15 protein-coding genes are annotated in these 17078 nt (G+C 44.0%); 9 read left to right on the plus strand and 6 right to left on the minus strand.

Translation table 11 applies throughout. The annotated features are described in order from the left end of the window. The first annotated feature begins 39 nt into the window (after nt 1-39). Complete coding sequence (locus CP947_RS03140) at nt 40-1356, plus strand: tripartite tricarboxylate transporter permease (RefSeq protein WP_172425446.1); 1317 nt, start codon at nt 40-42, stop codon at nt 1354-1356. Here the strand turns inward: CP947_RS03140 and CP947_RS03145 are convergent. Continuing rightward, on the minus strand, nt 1344-2120 hold the full coding sequence (locus CP947_RS03145) for an ATP-binding protein (RefSeq protein WP_096711779.1): 777 nt from the start codon (nt 2118-2120) through the stop codon (nt 1344-1346). The genes CP947_RS03140 and CP947_RS03145 overlap by 13 nt on opposite strands. Before the next feature lie 92 nt (nt 2121-2212). Here CP947_RS03145 and CP947_RS03150 point away from each other — a divergent pair, with 92 nt between their 5' ends. Further along, complete coding sequence (locus CP947_RS03150) at nt 2213-3094, plus strand: cation diffusion facilitator family transporter (protein WP_096711780.1); 882 nt, start codon at nt 2213-2215, stop codon at nt 3092-3094. A gap of 38 nt (nt 3095-3132) precedes the next feature. Continuing rightward, nucleotides 3133-4233 (plus strand): chorismate synthase, encoded by a 1101-nt coding sequence (gene aroC, locus CP947_RS03155; protein WP_096711781.1) that lies wholly within the window; start codon nt 3133-3135, stop codon nt 4231-4233. Nucleotides 4234-4254: 21 nt separating this feature from the next. Here the strand turns inward: aroC and CP947_RS03160 are convergent, their stop codons facing one another. Further along, nucleotides 4255-5412 carry an LL-diaminopimelate aminotransferase gene (locus CP947_RS03160; RefSeq protein ID WP_096711782.1) on the minus strand — a complete coding sequence of 386 codons (1158 nt, stop codon included), beginning with the start codon at nt 5410-5412 and terminating at the stop codon, nt 4255-4257. 106 nt (nt 5413-5518) lie between these two features. Continuing rightward, nucleotides 5519-6316, minus strand: coding sequence for an acetolactate decarboxylase (budA, locus tag CP947_RS03165; RefSeq protein WP_165868994.1), 798 nt, complete (start codon nt 6314-6316; stop codon nt 5519-5521). A gap of 225 nt (nt 6317-6541) precedes the next feature. Between budA and CP947_RS03170 the strand changes: the two genes are divergently transcribed. The 6 genes from CP947_RS03170 (at nt 6542) to gatD (ending at nt 14756) form a co-directional block, all read left to right on the plus strand. Further along, the gene (locus CP947_RS03170; RefSeq protein ID WP_096711784.1) at nt 6542-7435 is read left to right on the plus strand and encodes a metal ABC transporter solute-binding protein, Zn/Mn family; all 894 of its coding nucleotides are present in this window, start codon (nt 6542-6544) and stop codon (nt 7433-7435) included. Then, nucleotides 7419-8186, plus strand: a complete 768-nt coding sequence (locus CP947_RS03175) for a metal ABC transporter ATP-binding protein (RefSeq protein WP_243641538.1) — start codon at nt 7419-7421, stop codon at nt 8184-8186. The genes CP947_RS03170 and CP947_RS03175 overlap by 17 nt, the downstream gene beginning before the upstream one ends. Nucleotides 8187-8197: 11 nt before the next feature. Further along, nucleotides 8198-9010, plus strand: a complete 813-nt coding sequence (locus CP947_RS03180; protein ID WP_096711785.1) for a metal ABC transporter permease — start codon at nt 8198-8200, stop codon at nt 9008-9010. Nucleotides 9011-9066: 56 nt separating this feature from the next. Further along, nucleotides 9067-11877: a PAS domain S-box protein gene (locus CP947_RS03185; protein WP_143745132.1), complete on the plus strand. Its 2811-nt coding sequence runs from the start codon at nt 9067-9069 to the stop codon at nt 11875-11877. A 128-nt stretch (nt 11878-12005) separates the two neighbouring features. After that, entirely contained in the window at nt 12006-13484 is a 1479-nt protein-coding gene (gene argH / locus CP947_RS03190) for an argininosuccinate lyase (protein ID WP_096711787.1), read from the plus strand. Nucleotides 13485-13511: 27 nt separating this feature from the next. Further along, complete coding sequence (gene gatD, locus CP947_RS03195) at nt 13512-14756, plus strand: Glu-tRNA(Gln) amidotransferase subunit GatD (protein WP_096711788.1); 1245 nt, start codon at nt 13512-13514, stop codon at nt 14754-14756. Between the two features lie 193 nt (nt 14757-14949). Here gatD and CP947_RS03200 read toward each other — a convergent pair whose 3' ends face one another. The 3 genes from CP947_RS03200 to CP947_RS03210 form a co-directional block, all read right to left on the minus strand. Continuing rightward, a complete protein-coding gene (locus CP947_RS03200) occupies nt 14950-15480 on the minus strand; it encodes a type IV pilin (RefSeq protein ID WP_096711789.1) in 531 nt (176 codons plus the stop codon). A gap of 14 nt (nt 15481-15494) precedes the next feature. Then, complete coding sequence (locus tag CP947_RS03205; RefSeq protein WP_096711790.1) at nt 15495-15695, minus strand: DUF5371 family protein; 201 nt, start codon at nt 15693-15695, stop codon at nt 15495-15497. A 178-nt stretch (nt 15696-15873) separates the two neighbouring features. After that, nucleotides 15874-17031 carry a formate--phosphoribosylaminoimidazolecarboxamide ligase family protein gene (locus CP947_RS03210; protein ID WP_096711791.1) on the minus strand — a complete coding sequence of 386 codons (1158 nt, stop codon included), beginning with the start codon at nt 17029-17031 and terminating at the stop codon, nt 15874-15876. Nucleotides 17032-17078: the final 47 nt, after the last annotated feature.

The following is a 17078-nucleotide window of genomic DNA, read 5'->3' on the forward strand; positions in this document are numbered from 1 at the left end:
AAAAATATAAATATTGTTATGAATGAATAACGGGCAATCATGACAGTTGAAATATCCCTGATACTGTTGTCAATCCTTGCAGGTTTTCTGCTGGGAATTGTTTCCGGCCTTATCCCGGGCATACATACAAACAATTTCGCCCTGATACTGGTAGGAGTAAGCCCCATTCTTCTGAATCAGGGAATCGAACCTCTTTATGTAGCAATAATTGTATTATCCAACTCCATATCTCACACTTTCCACGACATAATACCTGCCATCTTTCTGGGCGCACCTAACGATGACATGGCCCTTGCAGTCCTGCCTGGCCATAGGTTGCTCCTGGATGGATATGGTGCTGAAGCTGTCAGACTTTCTGCCCTGGGAAGTGCAGGTTCTGTTGCTTTTGCCCTCATAATGGCATATCCTCTGGTATTTTTCTTCACAAATTCCTATGATACCATACAGGAAAATATGGCCTGGATACTCATAGCCATATCAGCCATACTTATCCTGACCGAGAAAGGAGAATATGTCACAGGGCAGGGATCACTTGCCTCATTTAGATACAAAGGTTATGCTCTTTGTCTCTTTATACTAAGCGGATTGCTGGGATATTTTGCATTTGAGATGGAATATCTGGCAACGCCAATCTTAAAATTTGGTGAAACGTCCATTCTGTTACCTATTTTGAGCGGATTATTCGGTGCCTCCCAACTAGCAATCAGCCTGATGTCAGATTCGCACATCCCTTCTGAAAATATATCCCGCATGCAACTTTCAGTAAAGAGAATATTACGTGGCATAATATCCGGCAGTTTTGCTGGCTCAATTGTTGCGTGGCTGCCCGGGATCTCGGCTTCAATTGCCACAGTGGTTGCAAGATTTACTATTCCAAAAGAAATTGACAGGGACGATATTGAAGATGAACTGGAAGATTCAAAAGAGTTTATAGTATCTATATCCGGAGTTAATACAGCAAACTCTATTTTTGGCCTTTTTGCCCTGGCGATGATCGGTAAAACAAGAAGCGGTGCTATGGTAGCAGTCAACCGTTTGCTTGATTCTGCAACCATTGATAGCCGCTCAATAATTCTTTTCCTGACAGCAATAGTTGCAGCAGCCCTGCTATCCTACCTATCTACCATAGCCATTGGAAACAACGTACATCATGTCCTGAAGAAAATAGAATACAGGAAACTATGTTTTGTTGTCATAGCCGGACTTACTATTATGGTAGCCCTTTTCACCGGGATTTTCGGAATACTGCTCTTTTTGACAGCCACTACAATAGGCATGCTTCCCCCTTTCATGAAGGTCAGGAGAAGTCACCTTATGGGAGTGATTTTGCTGCCTGTGATCCTTTACTTCATTTGAGCATCATCAAAGGATGTAATCATATCCACCATATTGTCCCTGACATTTTTGATAGATTCCAATGCATCCCCACCCAAATCAATGGGTGACAGACCCTGCAGATCGGCTTCTATAAAGTCCGATGAAAAAGGAATCTCGCCAATTACCGGGACACCGATATCCTCCAGCACAGTTGACATGTCAGCTTCATTACTCTTGTTAATGACCGCAGCAATATGTCTGATACCAATCTCGTCAGAAAGTTTCTTTATGCGTGATGCGGTTTCAATGGAACGTCTGCCCGGCTCCACAACGATCAGCATTAAATCAATGCCTTTTGTGGTTCCCCTGCCCAGATGTTCTATGCCGGCTTCCATATCCATTATGACAGCACTGCTGTCCTTGAGTACCACATGTCGCAGCAGGGCGCGCAAAAATGCTGATGCAGGACACATACAGCCACTTCCGCCCCTTTCCACCGTACCCATGACAAGCATTTTCACATTATCAGGGCCCACTGCCCCGAATCTTTCAACTACATCATCCACTTTCGGGTTGTATTTGAACATGCCTCCTGTCTGCCCCGCACGCTCCTCGATCATTTCCCTGTATTCGGTCAATGGTTTGGGAGGAACTGTTATACCCAGTGAGGAAGCCAGGTTCATATCCGGGTCCGCATCTATTGCCAGTACATCATAGCCATCCCTGGCCAGTAAACGTGCAATCGTACCTGAGATGGTGGTTTTTCCCACACCGCCTTTGCCTGTAATCGCAACCTTGAACATCTTATAGTCACCCTGTTAACAAAATAACGGAAAGCCAATATACATCTTCATTAAAGTAGTATCTAAATATACCAAACAGGACGTAAATAATTATGATGGATTCTCCTACAGATAAATACCGGTTAATAAGATCGATACTTATTAAGATACTTGTACTTAACCTGATTGTATCCTTTGCCAAAATCGGCTATGGTATTTTTACTAACACCTTAAGTATGGAATCCGACGGTTATCATTCCCTTTTTGATGGCATCTCCAACATAATAGGTATTATCGGAATACAGATAGCAGCAAGACCGCCTGATCGCAGTCATCCCTACGGACACCAAAAATATGAATCCCTGGCCTCAGTTTTTATTGCGGTATTGCTGTTCATAGTAGCGGTGGAAATAATCTCCAAATCAGTTGATCGTTTTATTTCACCATCCACACCGGAAATCACCACCTTAAGTTTTGTTGTAATGATACTTACCATTGCAGTCAATCTCTTTGTAACAATATATGAGAAAAGAGAAGGAGAGAAACTGAAAAGCGACATCCTGATTGCAGATTCCATGCATACGAGAAGCGACATCTATGTTTCCATATCAGTCATCGCAGGCCTGCTTGCCGTAAAGGGTGGATATCCCCTTATCGATCCGATAATAGCTGTCATTATCTCCCTGTTTATAATCCGCGCAGCGATCAATATAATCAAAAGCAGCAGCAAAACCCTATGCGACGAATCAAGGATTGATGAAGATATAATATGTAACATAGCTTTTGAAGTAGATGGCGTCATGGAATGCCACCGGATACGCACACGAGGGACAAAAGGAGAATATTATATCGATCTGCATATAGAGGTGGATCCAAAAATGCCGGTTGATCAGGCCCATGCTATATCCCATCAGGTGAGCGATCAAATAAAGCAGTACATGGAAGATGTAAAGGATGTAGTTGTGCATACGGAGCCACATGAAAAGCAGGATTGAAGCAAATTGATAAATAACGGAATGTGTAACATAATAGCATGGCAGGAAACACGTTTGGCCATTCATTCAGGATAACCACATGGGGAGAATCCCACGGAAAGGCATTAGGAGTAGTTGTGGACGGAACTCCTGCGGGGTTGGCTCTTGATGAAGCGGATATACAGAAGGAATTGGATCGCCGCCGACCGGGACAGAGTGGCGCTGCAACACCCCGCAAAGAGAAAGATCGGGTAGAAATTCTGTCGGGAATTTTTGAAGGTATTACAACAGGCACCCCAATATCACTGATAGTTTACAATAAGGATGCAAATTCCAGTTCCTATGACAAATTGCGCAATAAACCCAGACCCGGTCATGCGGATTTTACCTATATGGAAAAATATGGCCACAGGGACCACAGGGGAGGGGGACGGTCGTCGGGACGTGAGACCATTGGCAGGGTAGCAGCCGGCGCAATTGCAAAAAAATTACTTGGAGCATACGGTATCGGAGTAGTTGCACATGTAATCGAACTCGGAGGAATACGGGCAGAAAATATCGATCCAGATATCAAAACTGCAATCGAAAAAAATCCTGTACGCTGCGCCGACCCTTCAGCTGCTACAAAAATGCTTGAAATGATAGAGAAAATGCGCAACTGCGGGGAAAGCACCGGAGGAATTGTGGAAATCCTTACCACTGGTGTACCGACAGGACTGGGAGAACCGGTATTCAATAAGATCGATGCTGATATTGCGGCTGCAATGATGGGTATTGGTTCAATCAAGGGAATTGAATTTGGTGCCGGCTTCAAGGCTGCCCGAATGAGGGGCAGTGAGATGAACGATGCCTTTGAAGTTGACAATGAAACAATAAAACCCCTTACCAACAATGCAGGCGGAGTACTCGGAGGACTTACCACAGGCATGCCAATAGTCTGTCGCTGTGCTGTAAAACCCACCCCATCAATCTCATTGCCCCAGCATACGGCAGATATGGTGACCAAAAAAGAAGAAATTATAGAAATAAAGGGGCGACATGATCCGACTATCCCTCCGAGAATGGTACCTGTCGCCGAGGCCATGATGGCAATTGTACTGGCCGATTATATGATACAGAGCGGCCGTATAAATCCGGATAGTATACTGCCTGAAAAATGAAAAGAAGGAGAAAGGAAAAGATTACAAATCCAGTTTTTCCATTCTTCCTACGGCTTCTTCTATACGTTCAACAGTCTGGGTGAGAGCGAACCTGATATAGCCTTCACCATAATCGCCAAATCCTACACCCGGAGTCGCGACAATTCCCGCTTCTTCAAGCAGGAGGGAAGAAAAGTCAATTGAACTATATTTTTCGGGAACCCGGGCCCATACATAGAAGGTGGCCTTTGGCGGATTCACATCAAGACCCATCGCGTCAAGACCTTTCAGCAGGGCATCACGTCTTTGCTTGTATACACTATTCATATCTGTGACACACTGCTGGGAACTGTCCAGTGCAGTAATTCCTGCCTTCTGGACTGCCTCGAATGCACCCGAGTCTATATTGGACTTGACCTTTCCAAAGCCGGTGATTATATCCTTGTTACCCACGGCAAAGGCAATCCTCCAGCCTGTCATATTGTAAGTTTTGGAAAGGGAATAGAATTCAACACCTACATCCATCGCACCATCAACACTCAGGAAACTGGGAGCCTCATAACCATCATAAACCATATCGGAATAAGCATTATCATGGACTATCACAACATCATTTTCCCGTGCAAAATCCACAACCTCTTCAAAGAACTTGAGGCTTGCTGTGGCTGAAGTCGGATTGTTGGGATAATTCATGAACATGAGTTTGGTTTTCTCAAGTACATCCTTCGGAATCGAATTCAGGTCTGGAAGGAAATCATTTTCCTCAAGCAGAGGCATAATATGAGGTACACCACCTGCAAATTGGGTGCCTATCTTGTACACCGGGTATGCGGGATCAGGCACAAGGGCTACATCTCCGGGATTGAGGAAAGCAAGAGGGATGTGTGCTACACCTTCCTTGGAACCGATCATTGTGAGGGCTTCAGTGGCCGGATCAACATCAATTCCCTTTGTCTCCTTACACCAACGGGCTGCTGCCTCCCTGAAAGCCGGCATGCCAGAATAGGATGGATACCTGTGGGTTGAGGGATCGCGGACAGCCTCGCACATGGAATCAACGATATGCTGATGGGTAGGTTGATCAGGGTCACCGACACCAAGGTCTATTACATCCACTCCTTTTTCCTTTACCCTGGCTTTGGCTTCATCTATCGTTGCAAACAAATACGGTGGTAGTGCATTTATTCTGTCTGAGTACATTGCTTCACCTGAATTACAATCAAAAATTTTGATATAGCAGTATCGGAAGTCATATTGTAATGAAGCTATTTAAGAATCATGGGTGGTTAAAACGAAAAAATGTAAATTATTGCTCAATGGCTTTAAGGGTATCTTTATCCTCGGATGATGCATCAGAGAACGATGATGATTCGGGAAGTGACAGGGTGAAATCGTATGTATAATCCAGTTCAACTGAACCAGAAGTCAGATTACAGGCAAGAACATGGCCTCCGACTGTTTTGTTTGCATCTATGAAATGGAAATGATAACCCGGCACATTGATGTTTTCAATATAATAGGGAAGAAGGAAGCCAACCATTGTACCATTAATATTTTCATGATGATACACAGCTTCCTCTTCTGCCACTACGTCCAGCAGAGGGCGATAGGGCTTACTCTGGGCAGGTACACTTCGTATACTTAGGTTTTCAAATGTTCCCTCTATTTTCAATGCATACAGGAGATTTGGGCCGGGAATGTTTTCTTTAATCATGGATTGGAGAGACGCATAATCCGTATTTGACCCAATTGTGATCGTGTCATCTGCTTCAAAGAAGGTCACTGCCGCAAAAGGAGTTGTAGCCGTATCGTTTACCTGATAAATGTAACCATCTGCTTTTGCCCGGTAAACTTCACCGTCAATAACTATCATTTCACCATCCAGCCGATCAAAGGTACCCAATCCAATATCACCCTGTTCCTTAAGATCGCGAACCTGCATATCCCCATCATAGGAGCCGGCAATTAAAGAGTCAATTGTGGATGTCTGGAAAAGAACATCATTATTGGATACGGCAGGTTCATCAGTTGTTGTGGTACAACCTGAAAAAGTAAGAAATAGCAGAATGCCCAGCAGCACAATACTCCAGATATTATTACTCATAGTGAAGTGTATGAAAATAAAAGTATAAATATTTTTTTTGTGTTGGGGTAAAATTCCATTTTTCCAACATTGGAAGCATAAATGTGCCGCTGCATTCATAACAATTTACAAATCCATTTTTTGTACTATACCAAAAATACCAAAAGGTTTAAACTTGAAACACAATGTATGAGTGAATAACCAGAATCATTTATATATAAAGAATGTGAAAAGAGAGAGAGAGAAATGAGAGAAATTATTGGGAATATTGTTTTTTGGCCAAATACCAAAAAAACATTTTTGCTTATATTAATACTAGCCATAATTGCCACTACAGGTTGTACGGAGGAAAACAGTTCAGACCAGCCTGAAAAAACAACGGTTGTTGTAAGCATACCTCCCCAGGCCGAATTTGTGGAAAAGGTCGGAGGAGAGCATGTTGAAACAATCGTAATGATTCCGCCTGGTGCAAGTCCTGCCACCTATGAACCAACTTCAAGTCAGCTGAAAGAACTCAGCAAAGCGGAAATATACGTAAAGGTTGATTCCGGATTACCTTTTGAAAAAGTATGGCTGGAAAAAATAAAGGACCTGAATGATGACATGTTATTTGTGAATTCTTCCAAAGGCATTGATCTGAGGCCAATGGGAGAAGGAATGGACCCCCATGTATGGAATGATCCCAATAATGCAATTATAATGGTCGATAACATATACAAAGCCCTGGTTGAGGTAGACCCATCCAACGAAGAAACATATACACAAAACCGGGATTCCTACACCGAGGAACTTAAGTCTCTTGACAGGGAGATTCAGGAAACACTTGAAAACAAATCGGGGAATAGTTTCATGGTCTATCATCCTGCATGGGGATACTTTGCAGAAAGGTACGATCTTAATATGGTACCCATCGAAACCGAAGGTAAGGAAGCAAGTGCCAGACAGCTCAGTGAGGTCATAACTTTTGCAAAGCAGGAAAACATAACTATTATCTTTGTGCAGTCCCAATTCAGTACACAGAGTGCAGAAGCCGTTGCAGAAGAAATTGACGGCAAGGTTGTGAAAGTGGACCCCCTTGCACGCAATTATACAGACAATATGTATAAAGTAACAGAGGCTTTCCGTGAAGGACTTAAATAACCATCAGCATGCAGTGGAAATAAAAAATATGTGGTCGTATTACCACGATGTACCTGCCCTCAAGGAGATAAATCTTGACGTGCAGGAAGGAACTTTCCTGGGAATCATTGGACCTAACGGCGGGGGAAAAAGTACTTTATTAAAAGTAATTCTCGGCCTGATAGAACCAGACAGAGGTGATGTACGCATATTCGGTAAAAAACCGAAGGAGGGGAGAAACATTGTAGGTTATGTCCCCCAGCACAGTGCATCCAGACTGGATTTTCCCATCAATGTATGGGATGTTGTTATGATGGGACGCATTGGAAAGACAACCCTTTTCAGAAAATACAGTCCTGATGACCGGAAAGTGGTGAAGGAAGCCCTTGAAAAGGTCAAAATGTATGAATACAGGGACCGCCACATTGCCGAACTTTCCGGCGGGCAGAGGCAAAGGGTTTTCATAGCCCGGGCACTTGTCACAGAACCAAAACTGTTACTTCTCGATGAACCTATGGCCGGAATAGATACAACTATGCAAAAGGAGTTCTATGAAATACTTGAAGAACTCAAATCCCGGGTTACAATCATTATGGTATCCCACGATATTAGTGCGATCTCTGTCTATGTAGATAAAGTGGCCTGCCTGAATCAGAAACTCTACTATCACGGTACTAAAGAAATAAAGCCCGAGGACCTTGAAGAAGCCTATAAGTGTCCCGTAGAAATGATAGCACATGGTGTACCCCATAGGGTATTGAAAGCCCATTGAGGAAATTGAATATGCTGGATATCTTACAATACACATTCATGCAAAATGCTATCGTTGCAGGCCTGCTGGCCAGCATAGCATGCGGGATTATCGGGGTATATGTGGTTGTCAGGAAGATCGTTTTCATAAGCGGAGGGATTGCACATGCCTCTTTTGGCGGTATTGGGCTGGGCTATTACCTGGGAATTAATCCCCTTTTCAGTGTCCTGCCTTTCAGCCTGCTTTCTGCACTTGTAATAGGTCTTGTCAACAGACGTACCAATATAGCCGAAGATACCGCAATCGGAATACTATGGTCTGTAGGTATGGCACTGGGAGTCCTATTCATAGGCCTTACACCGGGATATGCACCGGATCTTATGACCTACCTTTTTGGTAATATACTGACAGTCCCTGTAAATGATATCTATTTGATGCTAGTAATTGATATCCTGATCATTGCAAGTGTCTATCTGCTTTACAAAGAATTCATGGCCATAAGTTTTGATGAAGAATTTGCACAGGTTTCAGGACTGCCGGTTGAAAAGCTTAGTCTGTACATGCTTTGCCTGATAGCCCTTACCATAATAGTCATGATCAGAGTTGTAGGATTGATTCTTGTTATAGCCCTGTTAACGATACCGGCATCATTGAGCCGTGAATTTACAGATAAACTTGACAGGATGATGATGCTTGCTGTTATATTCGGCACGGTATTTACCTTTATAGGCCTGTTTTTATCCTACTACTTAAGCGTACCTTCCGGAGCCACTATAATATTAACAATGGCGGCTGGTTATATGCTGCATTTCCCATTCAAGGGAAAAAATAAAAAAACCGCATAAGATTAATGATAAAATATTAATTGAATCAGCCAGATATTCAATATTGTAATCTTTTTATGGGCGAGATGACAAAGGGTACTACAATGCAAAATCTTCTGGAAAGAATACTTGACACTATTTGCAAAGGCACATGGGTCGTTGACAAAGACGAGATTTTTATCTATTTTGACAAGGGAATGGAAGAAATCACCGGTATCAAAAGCGAGGAAGTGATAGACAAAAAACTGGAACAATATATGTCTGCCTCCCGCCACAGTGTTGGTGATGAAGCCCATTTCAGGGAAATGTTCCTGAGGGCAAAAGATTCTCTGAAACCCATACCCTACAAAACCATGCCAATCGTTACAAAGGGCGGCAACTTAAGTTTCCAGACAGGCAGATTGATTCCTTTACTCAACCAGAAAGGAAATTATGACGGGATGATCTGTACTGTAGAAAGCGTTAGCGAGCAGAAGATAAGCCAGAAAACCTTACGTAAAAGACTCCGTTCGGACAGGAAACTCGAGGAAATCTATAAAAACAGTCCTGTTGTGGCCTTCCTGTGGACCGCAGAGAAAGACTGGCCTGTGGAATTCGTATCCGGAAACATTTCCCAGTTTGGTTATACGCCCGAAGATTTCACTTCCGGCAAACTTATCTATGGAGACATAATATATCCCGATGACCTCGATATGGTACGCAGCGAGGTCAGCGAGCATGAAATTGAAGGCAAGATCTTTTTTTCCAAGGAATACCGCATACTCACCAAATCCGGAGAAATACGCTGGGTGATTGAGCGGTCCTTTATAGGAAGAGATGAAGTTGGAGAACCTTCGTACTACCAGGGCATCATAATTGATATTACAGACCGTAAATTGGCCGAAGAGGCTATGCGAGAATCTGAAAAGAAATACAGATTGATCTTTGAAAATTCTCCCCTGGGAATATTCCATTTCGATGAAAATGGTGTGATAACCCACTGCAATGAGAATATAATGCATATTCTCGAGATGACCAGAGACCAAATAATCGGTTTCAACATACTCAAGGATTTAAAAGACAAAAAGATGTATGAAGCTGTAAAAGCTGTATTCCTGAGACGTTCTGGTCATTATGAGGGAAAATATCATTCCACCACAAGTGAAAAAGTAACCCCTATAAAAGCCGATTACAGCCCCTACATATCAGAAGATGGCGAGCTGTTGGGAGGAGTCGGGATTGTTGAAGATATCAGTGACCGCATGAAAGCCGAAGAAGCCCTCCACCTGGATGAATCGCGCCTGGAAACCCTTGTAAAGCTTAACCAGATGACAGAAGCCTCCCTGAAAGAAATCATCGATTTTGCAAGAGCTGAGGGAGTGCGACTTACAGAAAGCAAGATTGGCTATCTTGCATTTGTGGATGAAGATATAGGTGCCATACAACTGAAATCCTGGTCCGATACTCCAATGAATCGCTGTAAAATTAAGGACAAGAAGATAGAATACAAGATCGAAGATGTAGGACTCTGGGGAGAAAGTATACGACAAAGACGACCATTTATAAATAACGATTACAATAGGCCACATCCCAGGAAAGGCGGATACCCAAAGGGTCATGTGGAACTGATTCGCCATATGGATGTACCTATTTTTGAGCGAGGCAAGATTGTAGCCCTTGCCGGAGTGGGGAATAAGAATGAAAATTATGACAGTTCTGATGTAAGACAGCTTACCCTCCTCATGCAGGGGATGTGGAGAATCGTACAGCGCCGCAAAGCTGAAAAAGAACTTGAAAAATCAGAAGATAAATTCCGCACAATTTTTGCCAGCACCAATGATGCGATCTTTGTGCATGACCTTAAAGGCAATATCATGGAGGCCAATAAGGCAGCCTGTGAAACCATGGGTTACAGCAGGGATGAATTACTCAGTATGAAGACAAAGGACATAAACACCAGCCTTTCTATGGAAGAGATACCCCAAAGGATCCAAGAGGTCAAAGATAAGGGGCATGCTATCTTTGAGGCTACATACAGACACAAGGATGACACTACAATTCCTGTAGAAATCAGTGCCCGTATGATAGAGTATAATGATAAACCTACAATACTGGTTGTGGCCCGTGATATTACCGAACGTAAAAGGGCCGAAGAAGAACTCAGGAAATATGCAGAAGACTTGGCAAAGGCAAATAAGGAATTGAAATCGCTGGATAAAATGAAAGATGAATTTCTTTCCAATGTGAGTCATGAATTGAAAACCCCTCTCACATCGATCAGGGGTTATACAGAACTTCTAAATGACGGCAGCCTCGGGGAACTGGGAGAAGAACAGAAACATGCAGAAGAAACCGTGATGCGTAATACGAAAAGGCTGCAGAGACTCGTGGATTCACTGCTATATCTCAGTCGCACACAGGCAGGCACTGTTCAGTATGATTTTGAAACATTGAATATATCCGAACTGGCAGACCAGATTATAGAGGACCTGCAGATCCAGACTAAAGAGAAAAATCTGGAAATGATTAAGAAAATCGAACCGAACCTTCCTCAAATAAAAGGAGACCGGGACAAACTTACTGATATGTTCACCAATATAATAGATAATTCGATCAAATTCACTCCAAAGGGCGGTTCAATTACTGTCTTTGCAAACAAAGAAGATGGATACATACATATCAATATCAAAGATACGGGAATCGGCATACCGAAAGATATGATAGACAACTTATTCCAGAGATTTTACCAGATTGATTCTTCCCAGAAGCGTAAATACGGTGGTACAGGGCTTGGTCTCTATATCTCCAAGACCATAGTAGAGGCACACGATGGAGAAATTTGGGTGGAAAGTGAAGGTAAAGGAAAGGGAACAGAAGTGCATATTAAACTTCCTGTAGGCGAAAAATAAAGAATTACTTTTATCAGAACAGCTACTTTTATTTGATAAGACCTTGAATAGAAGGGCAGTCAGAAAGTCCCATTAAACCACTTTTCATGTGGGCAGACCCCTTAAAATTGTTCATTTGAGGAATAATCATGAGTGATATTTTACGAAGAGGACGCCTTGATTCTCTCCCGGACGAGGAAATAATGCGTTATACTTCATCCATGGAAGACGATAAATGGATATTTGATTCTGATGTCCTGGTGGATTTTGCCCACACGATCATGCTGAAAGAGCAGGGAATCATCCCCACAGATGATTGTGCCAAAATCCTGGATGGATTGAAGCGCATCCGCGAAGAGGGTATCGATTCCCTTGACCATAGTTACGAAGATATACACATATCCCTGGAAGCCAGACTTATTGATATGGCAGGAGAAGACGTAGGTGGAAGGATGCATTCCGGTCGCTCCCGCAATGATGAAGTGGCCACCTGTATCCGCCTGAGACTGCGCAAAGAAGTACTGGAACTGGCAGAAGAGATGTTGCAGCTTGTTACCACTATGGCAAAAATTGCGTCTGAGAACTATGATACCATCATGCCGGGATATACACACCTGCAGCATGCCCAACCTACCACACTGGCCCACCATATTATGGGCCACGCGGAGAGCCTGGGAAGAGATGTGGAAAGAATACTTGGATGCCTTGACAGGATCAACCGTTGTCCCCTCGGAGCTGCGGCTTTTGCTTCCACAGGCTTTCCGATCGACAGGAGCAGGACTGCAGAGTTGCTCGGGTTTGAAGAAGTAATGCAAAATTCCATGGATGCAGTCAGTGGCCGGGATTTCCTGCTGGAAACGGCTTCTGTACTTGCAAATATTATGGTAGGGATGAGCAGGATATCAGAGGAACTGGTCCTGTGGTCTTCTACGGAGTTTGGTTTTATTGAACTATCTGATCAGTACGCATCCACCTCATCAATAATGCCACAGAAAAAGAATCCTGATACTGCAGAGCTTGTGAGAGGCAAAAGCGGGATCGCTGTGGGAAGTCTGATGTCATTACTCACGGTCTGCAAATCCCTGCCGATGAGTTATAACAGGGATATGCAGGATGCCAGCCCCCATATCTGGAAATCCGTGGAAAACACACGTGCATCGGTGAGGATCATGGCAGGTATGCTGGATAGCATGAAGGTTGACAAGAATACTATGAAATGGCAGGCTTCAACCGGATTTACTACAGCCACCGAACTTGCCGATACCCTGGTCAGGGAATGCGGGATACCTTTCAGGACTGCACACCAGATAGTGGGAATTCTGGCAAAAGGAGATGTCGAACCAACCCTGGAAGATATAGAAGCGGTGGGGCGCACGGTCCTCGGGGAAAGCCTTACAGAAAAGGGATTGAATGAAGATATGGTAAAACAGGCTCTGGACCCAATGCTCAACATCCAAAAAAGAAAGGTCACTGGAGGACCTGCACCAGAAGCCATGAAAGCATCAATCGACAATTTTGGTATTAAAACCAGAATGTGGATAGAAGAGGTTGAAAGGATCAAGGACCATACCACAGATTCCATTGAAAAGCTGATGCAGATTGTCGAAGATTACATACAACAAAAATAAGATAATAGATTCATTGCAGGGATAATTATGGATTACAAGGAAGGAGACCGGATAAGGGTCGAGAAGGGCGGAGCTGCCTATGAGGGGGTTGTAATGCCCAGTGTCACCGGCCATATTGTGTTGAAGATGGTCAGTGGATACAATGTAGGAATCGAGCCGGATGGTGCACAGATCACATTCCTGGAGCCTAAAAAGGAAATTCAGAAGCCTGAAAAGCAAGTCAAGGTTACCAAAAATAAAGGGCTTAAAAATGTGGTTTTCATTTCCACAGGAGGTACCATTGCCAGTAAGATCGATTACCGTAGCGGTGCTGTGAGCTCACAGTGCTCTGCAGATGATATTGTCCGCACAATCCCTGAACTTGATGATATTGCCAATATAAGAGGACGGGTTGTTGCGAATATCCTATCCGAGAACATGACGCCACAAATCTGGACAGAACTTGCCCGGGCCGTATATGAAGAAATTGACAACGGAGCAGACGGCATAGTGATTGCCCATGGTACCGATACGATGATGTATTCCGCAGCAGCCCTGGCATTCATGCTTGAGACGCCGGTTCCCGTTGTTTTTGTAGGCTCCCAGCGCAGTGCAGACAGGCCAAGCAGCGACAATGTGATGAATGCAATCTGTGCAACAAAAGTTGCTGTCAGTGATATTGCTGAGGTGTGTACGGTCATGCATGAGAGCAGTTCCGATGATCGCTGCGGCATCCATTACGCTACCAGAGTCCGGAAAATGCACACTTCACGCAGGGATGCTTTCCAGTCCATCAATTCCCGCCCGATTGGTTTTGTGGATTATGCCACAGGACAGATTACCACAGAATCAGAATACACCGCACGCGGAGAGACAGAACTGGCCCTTAGGGATAAGATCGAGCCTGAATGTGCTATTGTCAAGTTCACACCCGGCGCAAGACCCGAAATCCTGGGTCATTACATCGATGCAGGTTATAAGGGGATTGTAATAGAAGGAACTGGCCTGGGTCATGTGTCCACCGACTGGGTCCCTGAGATCAAGCGTGCAACACAAGCAAACATACCGATAGTGATCGCATCCCAGTGCCTGCACGGACGTGTCTGTGACCGTGTCTATGATACCGGCACGGATATGCTCAAAGCCGGAGCAATCGAAGCCGAAGACATGTTACCGGAAGTTGCCCTTGTAAAACTTATGTGTGTACTGGGCCAGACATCCGACCTGTCAGAAGTCCAAAAGTTGATGCAGGAAAAATGGGCTAACGATATCTCGGATTGCAGTCTAGAGTGAAATACCAATCGTTTTTCTCTACAATACCTATTTCCGGTATTCCAGGGAAAGGAATTCCGGTATGTTTTTTATCAGAATAGTGTCCTTTGCAGAGGTAGCTTTCCTGAATTCATGGCATACGCAAAACAGAGGTTTCGGGAAAAAGAGAAAAAGTGGTGCTGCAAGTGCAGCGAGGTAGGTGTTAGGTTAAGGTTTATACATCGTATTTCATATCAGCAATAATCTGACCGGTTGGAATATGTGACACAGAAATCTTGACGTCTTCACCTGTAGAATTGATATCTACTAAACTTTCAGTGTCAAGGTTAGGATCTTGATGAACTCCATTTAAACTGATACCACTACTAACATCATCCGGGTTAGAGTCAGAGTCAGTAATATTGACTATCAACAAGTCCCCTGCCTCAAAGAAAACTTCAGAATTATTCATTGGTGAAAATTTAGTAATGTTATTTCCCTGAGTTACAGTCAAGGTTGCTTCAGACAGGTCGATTTTGTCTCCACCTTGATGGTCGATATAGATGGAATTATTATGATTGTCACCAACATCAAGTTTAATGTCATCTACTTTCAAACTTGCCTGTGGAGATACTTCTGGGGTATCCATTCCGAATACGAACGCTGCTATAACCGCTGCGAGGATGACAGTAATGGCGACCATCAGAATGACACCAATGACCGGGGATACTGCATCGTCTTTTTTAAACATTTCTGGAATCTGCATTAAATCTCTCCTTTTCAGTCTTTCTTATTCTTTTTCTGCACGACCTTCTCCAGCTTGCGAGTCCACATTTCATCATCCATGTCAGTGTACTCACACTCGAGGTAATGTTGTACTGCAATACTGAGGGCATCCTTGGTAGAAGTTTCATTGCTTTTCTTCTTCAGTGCCGCGAGCTGCTCGTCAGTCAGTACAGTTTGAGCATGTACGATTTTCATTTATAACACTCCCAATATATAAATGGTGAGTACAGGTTCAGGTCCCTTCTCATGATTATCATAATGGAATAATGGTATAAGAGTCTTGCTAACTATGAGTAGAAAGAAAAGCACAAAGGTATAAATAAAATGATGTTGCGGCAAATTAGCCGCATTATCCTGTCAACTAAGTTTCAGATCAGGTTACTATCTTATCCAGCTGTTCTGTTTCGATGGCTCTTCTGACCTCGTAAGCCACCCTGCGTCCCGTGCTCATGGGTTTTCTCCACAGGGTATTGGCATAGGGGTGGCCCACGGACATGTGCACATTGGTACCGCCGCCAACCCGGGGTGCCACATCGTAGATGTAGAAGTTCAGGTCCTTGTCCACGCAGGTCTGCAGGCAGAATGGACCGATTACACCGGGGTCATAGTATTTCCTGGAAGCATCCACATACATTTCCGCCAGTTCGAACACCTTCTCCAGCAGGGATTCCCTCAGGGTTGCAGTATTGTGCCCGCAAACCGTATACTCGGGTGTCAACTGGTGCTCTGCCAGAGCCATCTGCTGGGGAGCGGGCAGCCTCACATGGCCGTCCAGGCTCGTCTCGAATCTCCAGTCAATGCCCAGCAACTCGATCGGGTTCATTTCCTCTTCAAGCGGGGAATAGAACAGGTCAAAATTGAACACCGGCCCGATAACATAGCGCTCAATACGTGCCTCTGCAAGCCCATTCCGGGTGATGACTCCCTGTTTGATCAGGGATTCGGATTTTTCAAGATATTCCTCATAACTTGAAGCCGTAAAGAATCCGCGCTCCAGTTTTTTCACAGCATGAGGCAGTTTGACAATACAGAGTTCATCGATATCCTGCGGATCACCGATCTTCTCCGGGAAAGGCATTCCCGCTTTTTCCAGCAGCCAGTAATAATCCTTCTCCAATCCCCTTTCCTCACTGCGCAACATGTTCCTGCTACCCACAAGCGGAACTGCAAAATCATTCTCTATCTCATCGATTCCACAGTATGAAGTAAAGGAGCGGTTGGGAACGAAAAGCACATCATTGTCCACAAGGCTTTTCTGGTTTTTCTCAAGCAGGACCTCATCGAAATTATCATAGTTCACATAATCATCGACCACGCCACGTACAACATTGCCATTCTGATCTCTTTGGGCGCGGAAATAATCCGTATAGGTCTTTTCACGGCCCTTCTGGCATATAGCATGCGTGTGGAACCCCTCCTCGACAGCTCCGTCAAAAACATCAAGGGCTGAGTGGGAAGCTACTGCACCTATCCGAATATTATCTGTATTATAATCATTAACTATATCGATGATCTCTTTCCTGTCAATCATGGGAAAATCCTCGTGAATCTTTCTGGAACATAATAAGAATCTGCAAT

The sequence above is a fragment of the Methanohalophilus euhalobius genome (assembly GCF_900215215.1).
GTDB classification, from domain to species: Archaea; Halobacteriota; Methanosarcinia; order Methanosarcinales; family Methanosarcinaceae; genus Methanohalophilus; species Methanohalophilus euhalobius.

Bases quoted from the DNA above. Each gene is read 5' to 3' on its own strand.
- CP947_RS03170 (WP_096711784.1), top strand. From the start codon at position 6,542: ATGAGAGAAATTATTGGGAATATTGTTTTTTGGCCAAATACCAAAAAA.
- CP947_RS03145 (WP_096711779.1), bottom strand. From the start codon at position 2,120: ATGTTCAAGGTTGCGATTACAGGCAAAGGCGGTGTGGGAAAAACCACC.
- gatD (WP_096711788.1), top strand. From the start codon at position 13,512: ATGGATTACAAGGAAGGAGACCGGATAAGGGTCGAGAAGGGCGGAGCT.
- aroC (WP_096711781.1), top strand. From the start codon at position 3,133: ATGGCAGGAAACACGTTTGGCCATTCATTCAGGATAACCACATGGGGA.
- CP947_RS03210 (WP_096711791.1), bottom strand. From the start codon at position 17,031: ATGATTGACAGGAAAGAGATCATCGATATAGTTAATGATTATAATACA.
- budA (WP_165868994.1), bottom strand. From the start codon at position 6,316: ATGAGTAATAATATCTGGAGTATTGTGCTGCTGGGCATTCTGCTATTT.
- CP947_RS03150 (WP_096711780.1), top strand. From the start codon at position 2,213: ATGATGGATTCTCCTACAGATAAATACCGGTTAATAAGATCGATACTT.
- CP947_RS03205 (WP_096711790.1), bottom strand. From the start codon at position 15,695: ATGAAAATCGTACATGCTCAAACTGTACTGACTGACGAGCAGCTCGCG.
- CP947_RS03200 (WP_096711789.1), bottom strand. From the start codon at position 15,480: ATGCAGATTCCAGAAATGTTTAAAAAAGACGATGCAGTATCCCCGGTC.
- CP947_RS03180 (WP_096711785.1), top strand. From the start codon at position 8,198: ATGCTGGATATCTTACAATACACATTCATGCAAAATGCTATCGTTGCA.
- CP947_RS03140 (WP_172425446.1), top strand. From the start codon at position 40: ATGACAGTTGAAATATCCCTGATACTGTTGTCAATCCTTGCAGGTTTT.
- CP947_RS03185 (WP_143745132.1), top strand. From the start codon at position 9,067: ATGGGCGAGATGACAAAGGGTACTACAATGCAAAATCTTCTGGAAAGA.
- argH (WP_096711787.1), top strand. From the start codon at position 12,006: ATGAGTGATATTTTACGAAGAGGACGCCTTGATTCTCTCCCGGACGAG.
- CP947_RS03160 (WP_096711782.1), bottom strand. From the start codon at position 5,412: ATGTACTCAGACAGAATAAATGCACTACCACCGTATTTGTTTGCAACG.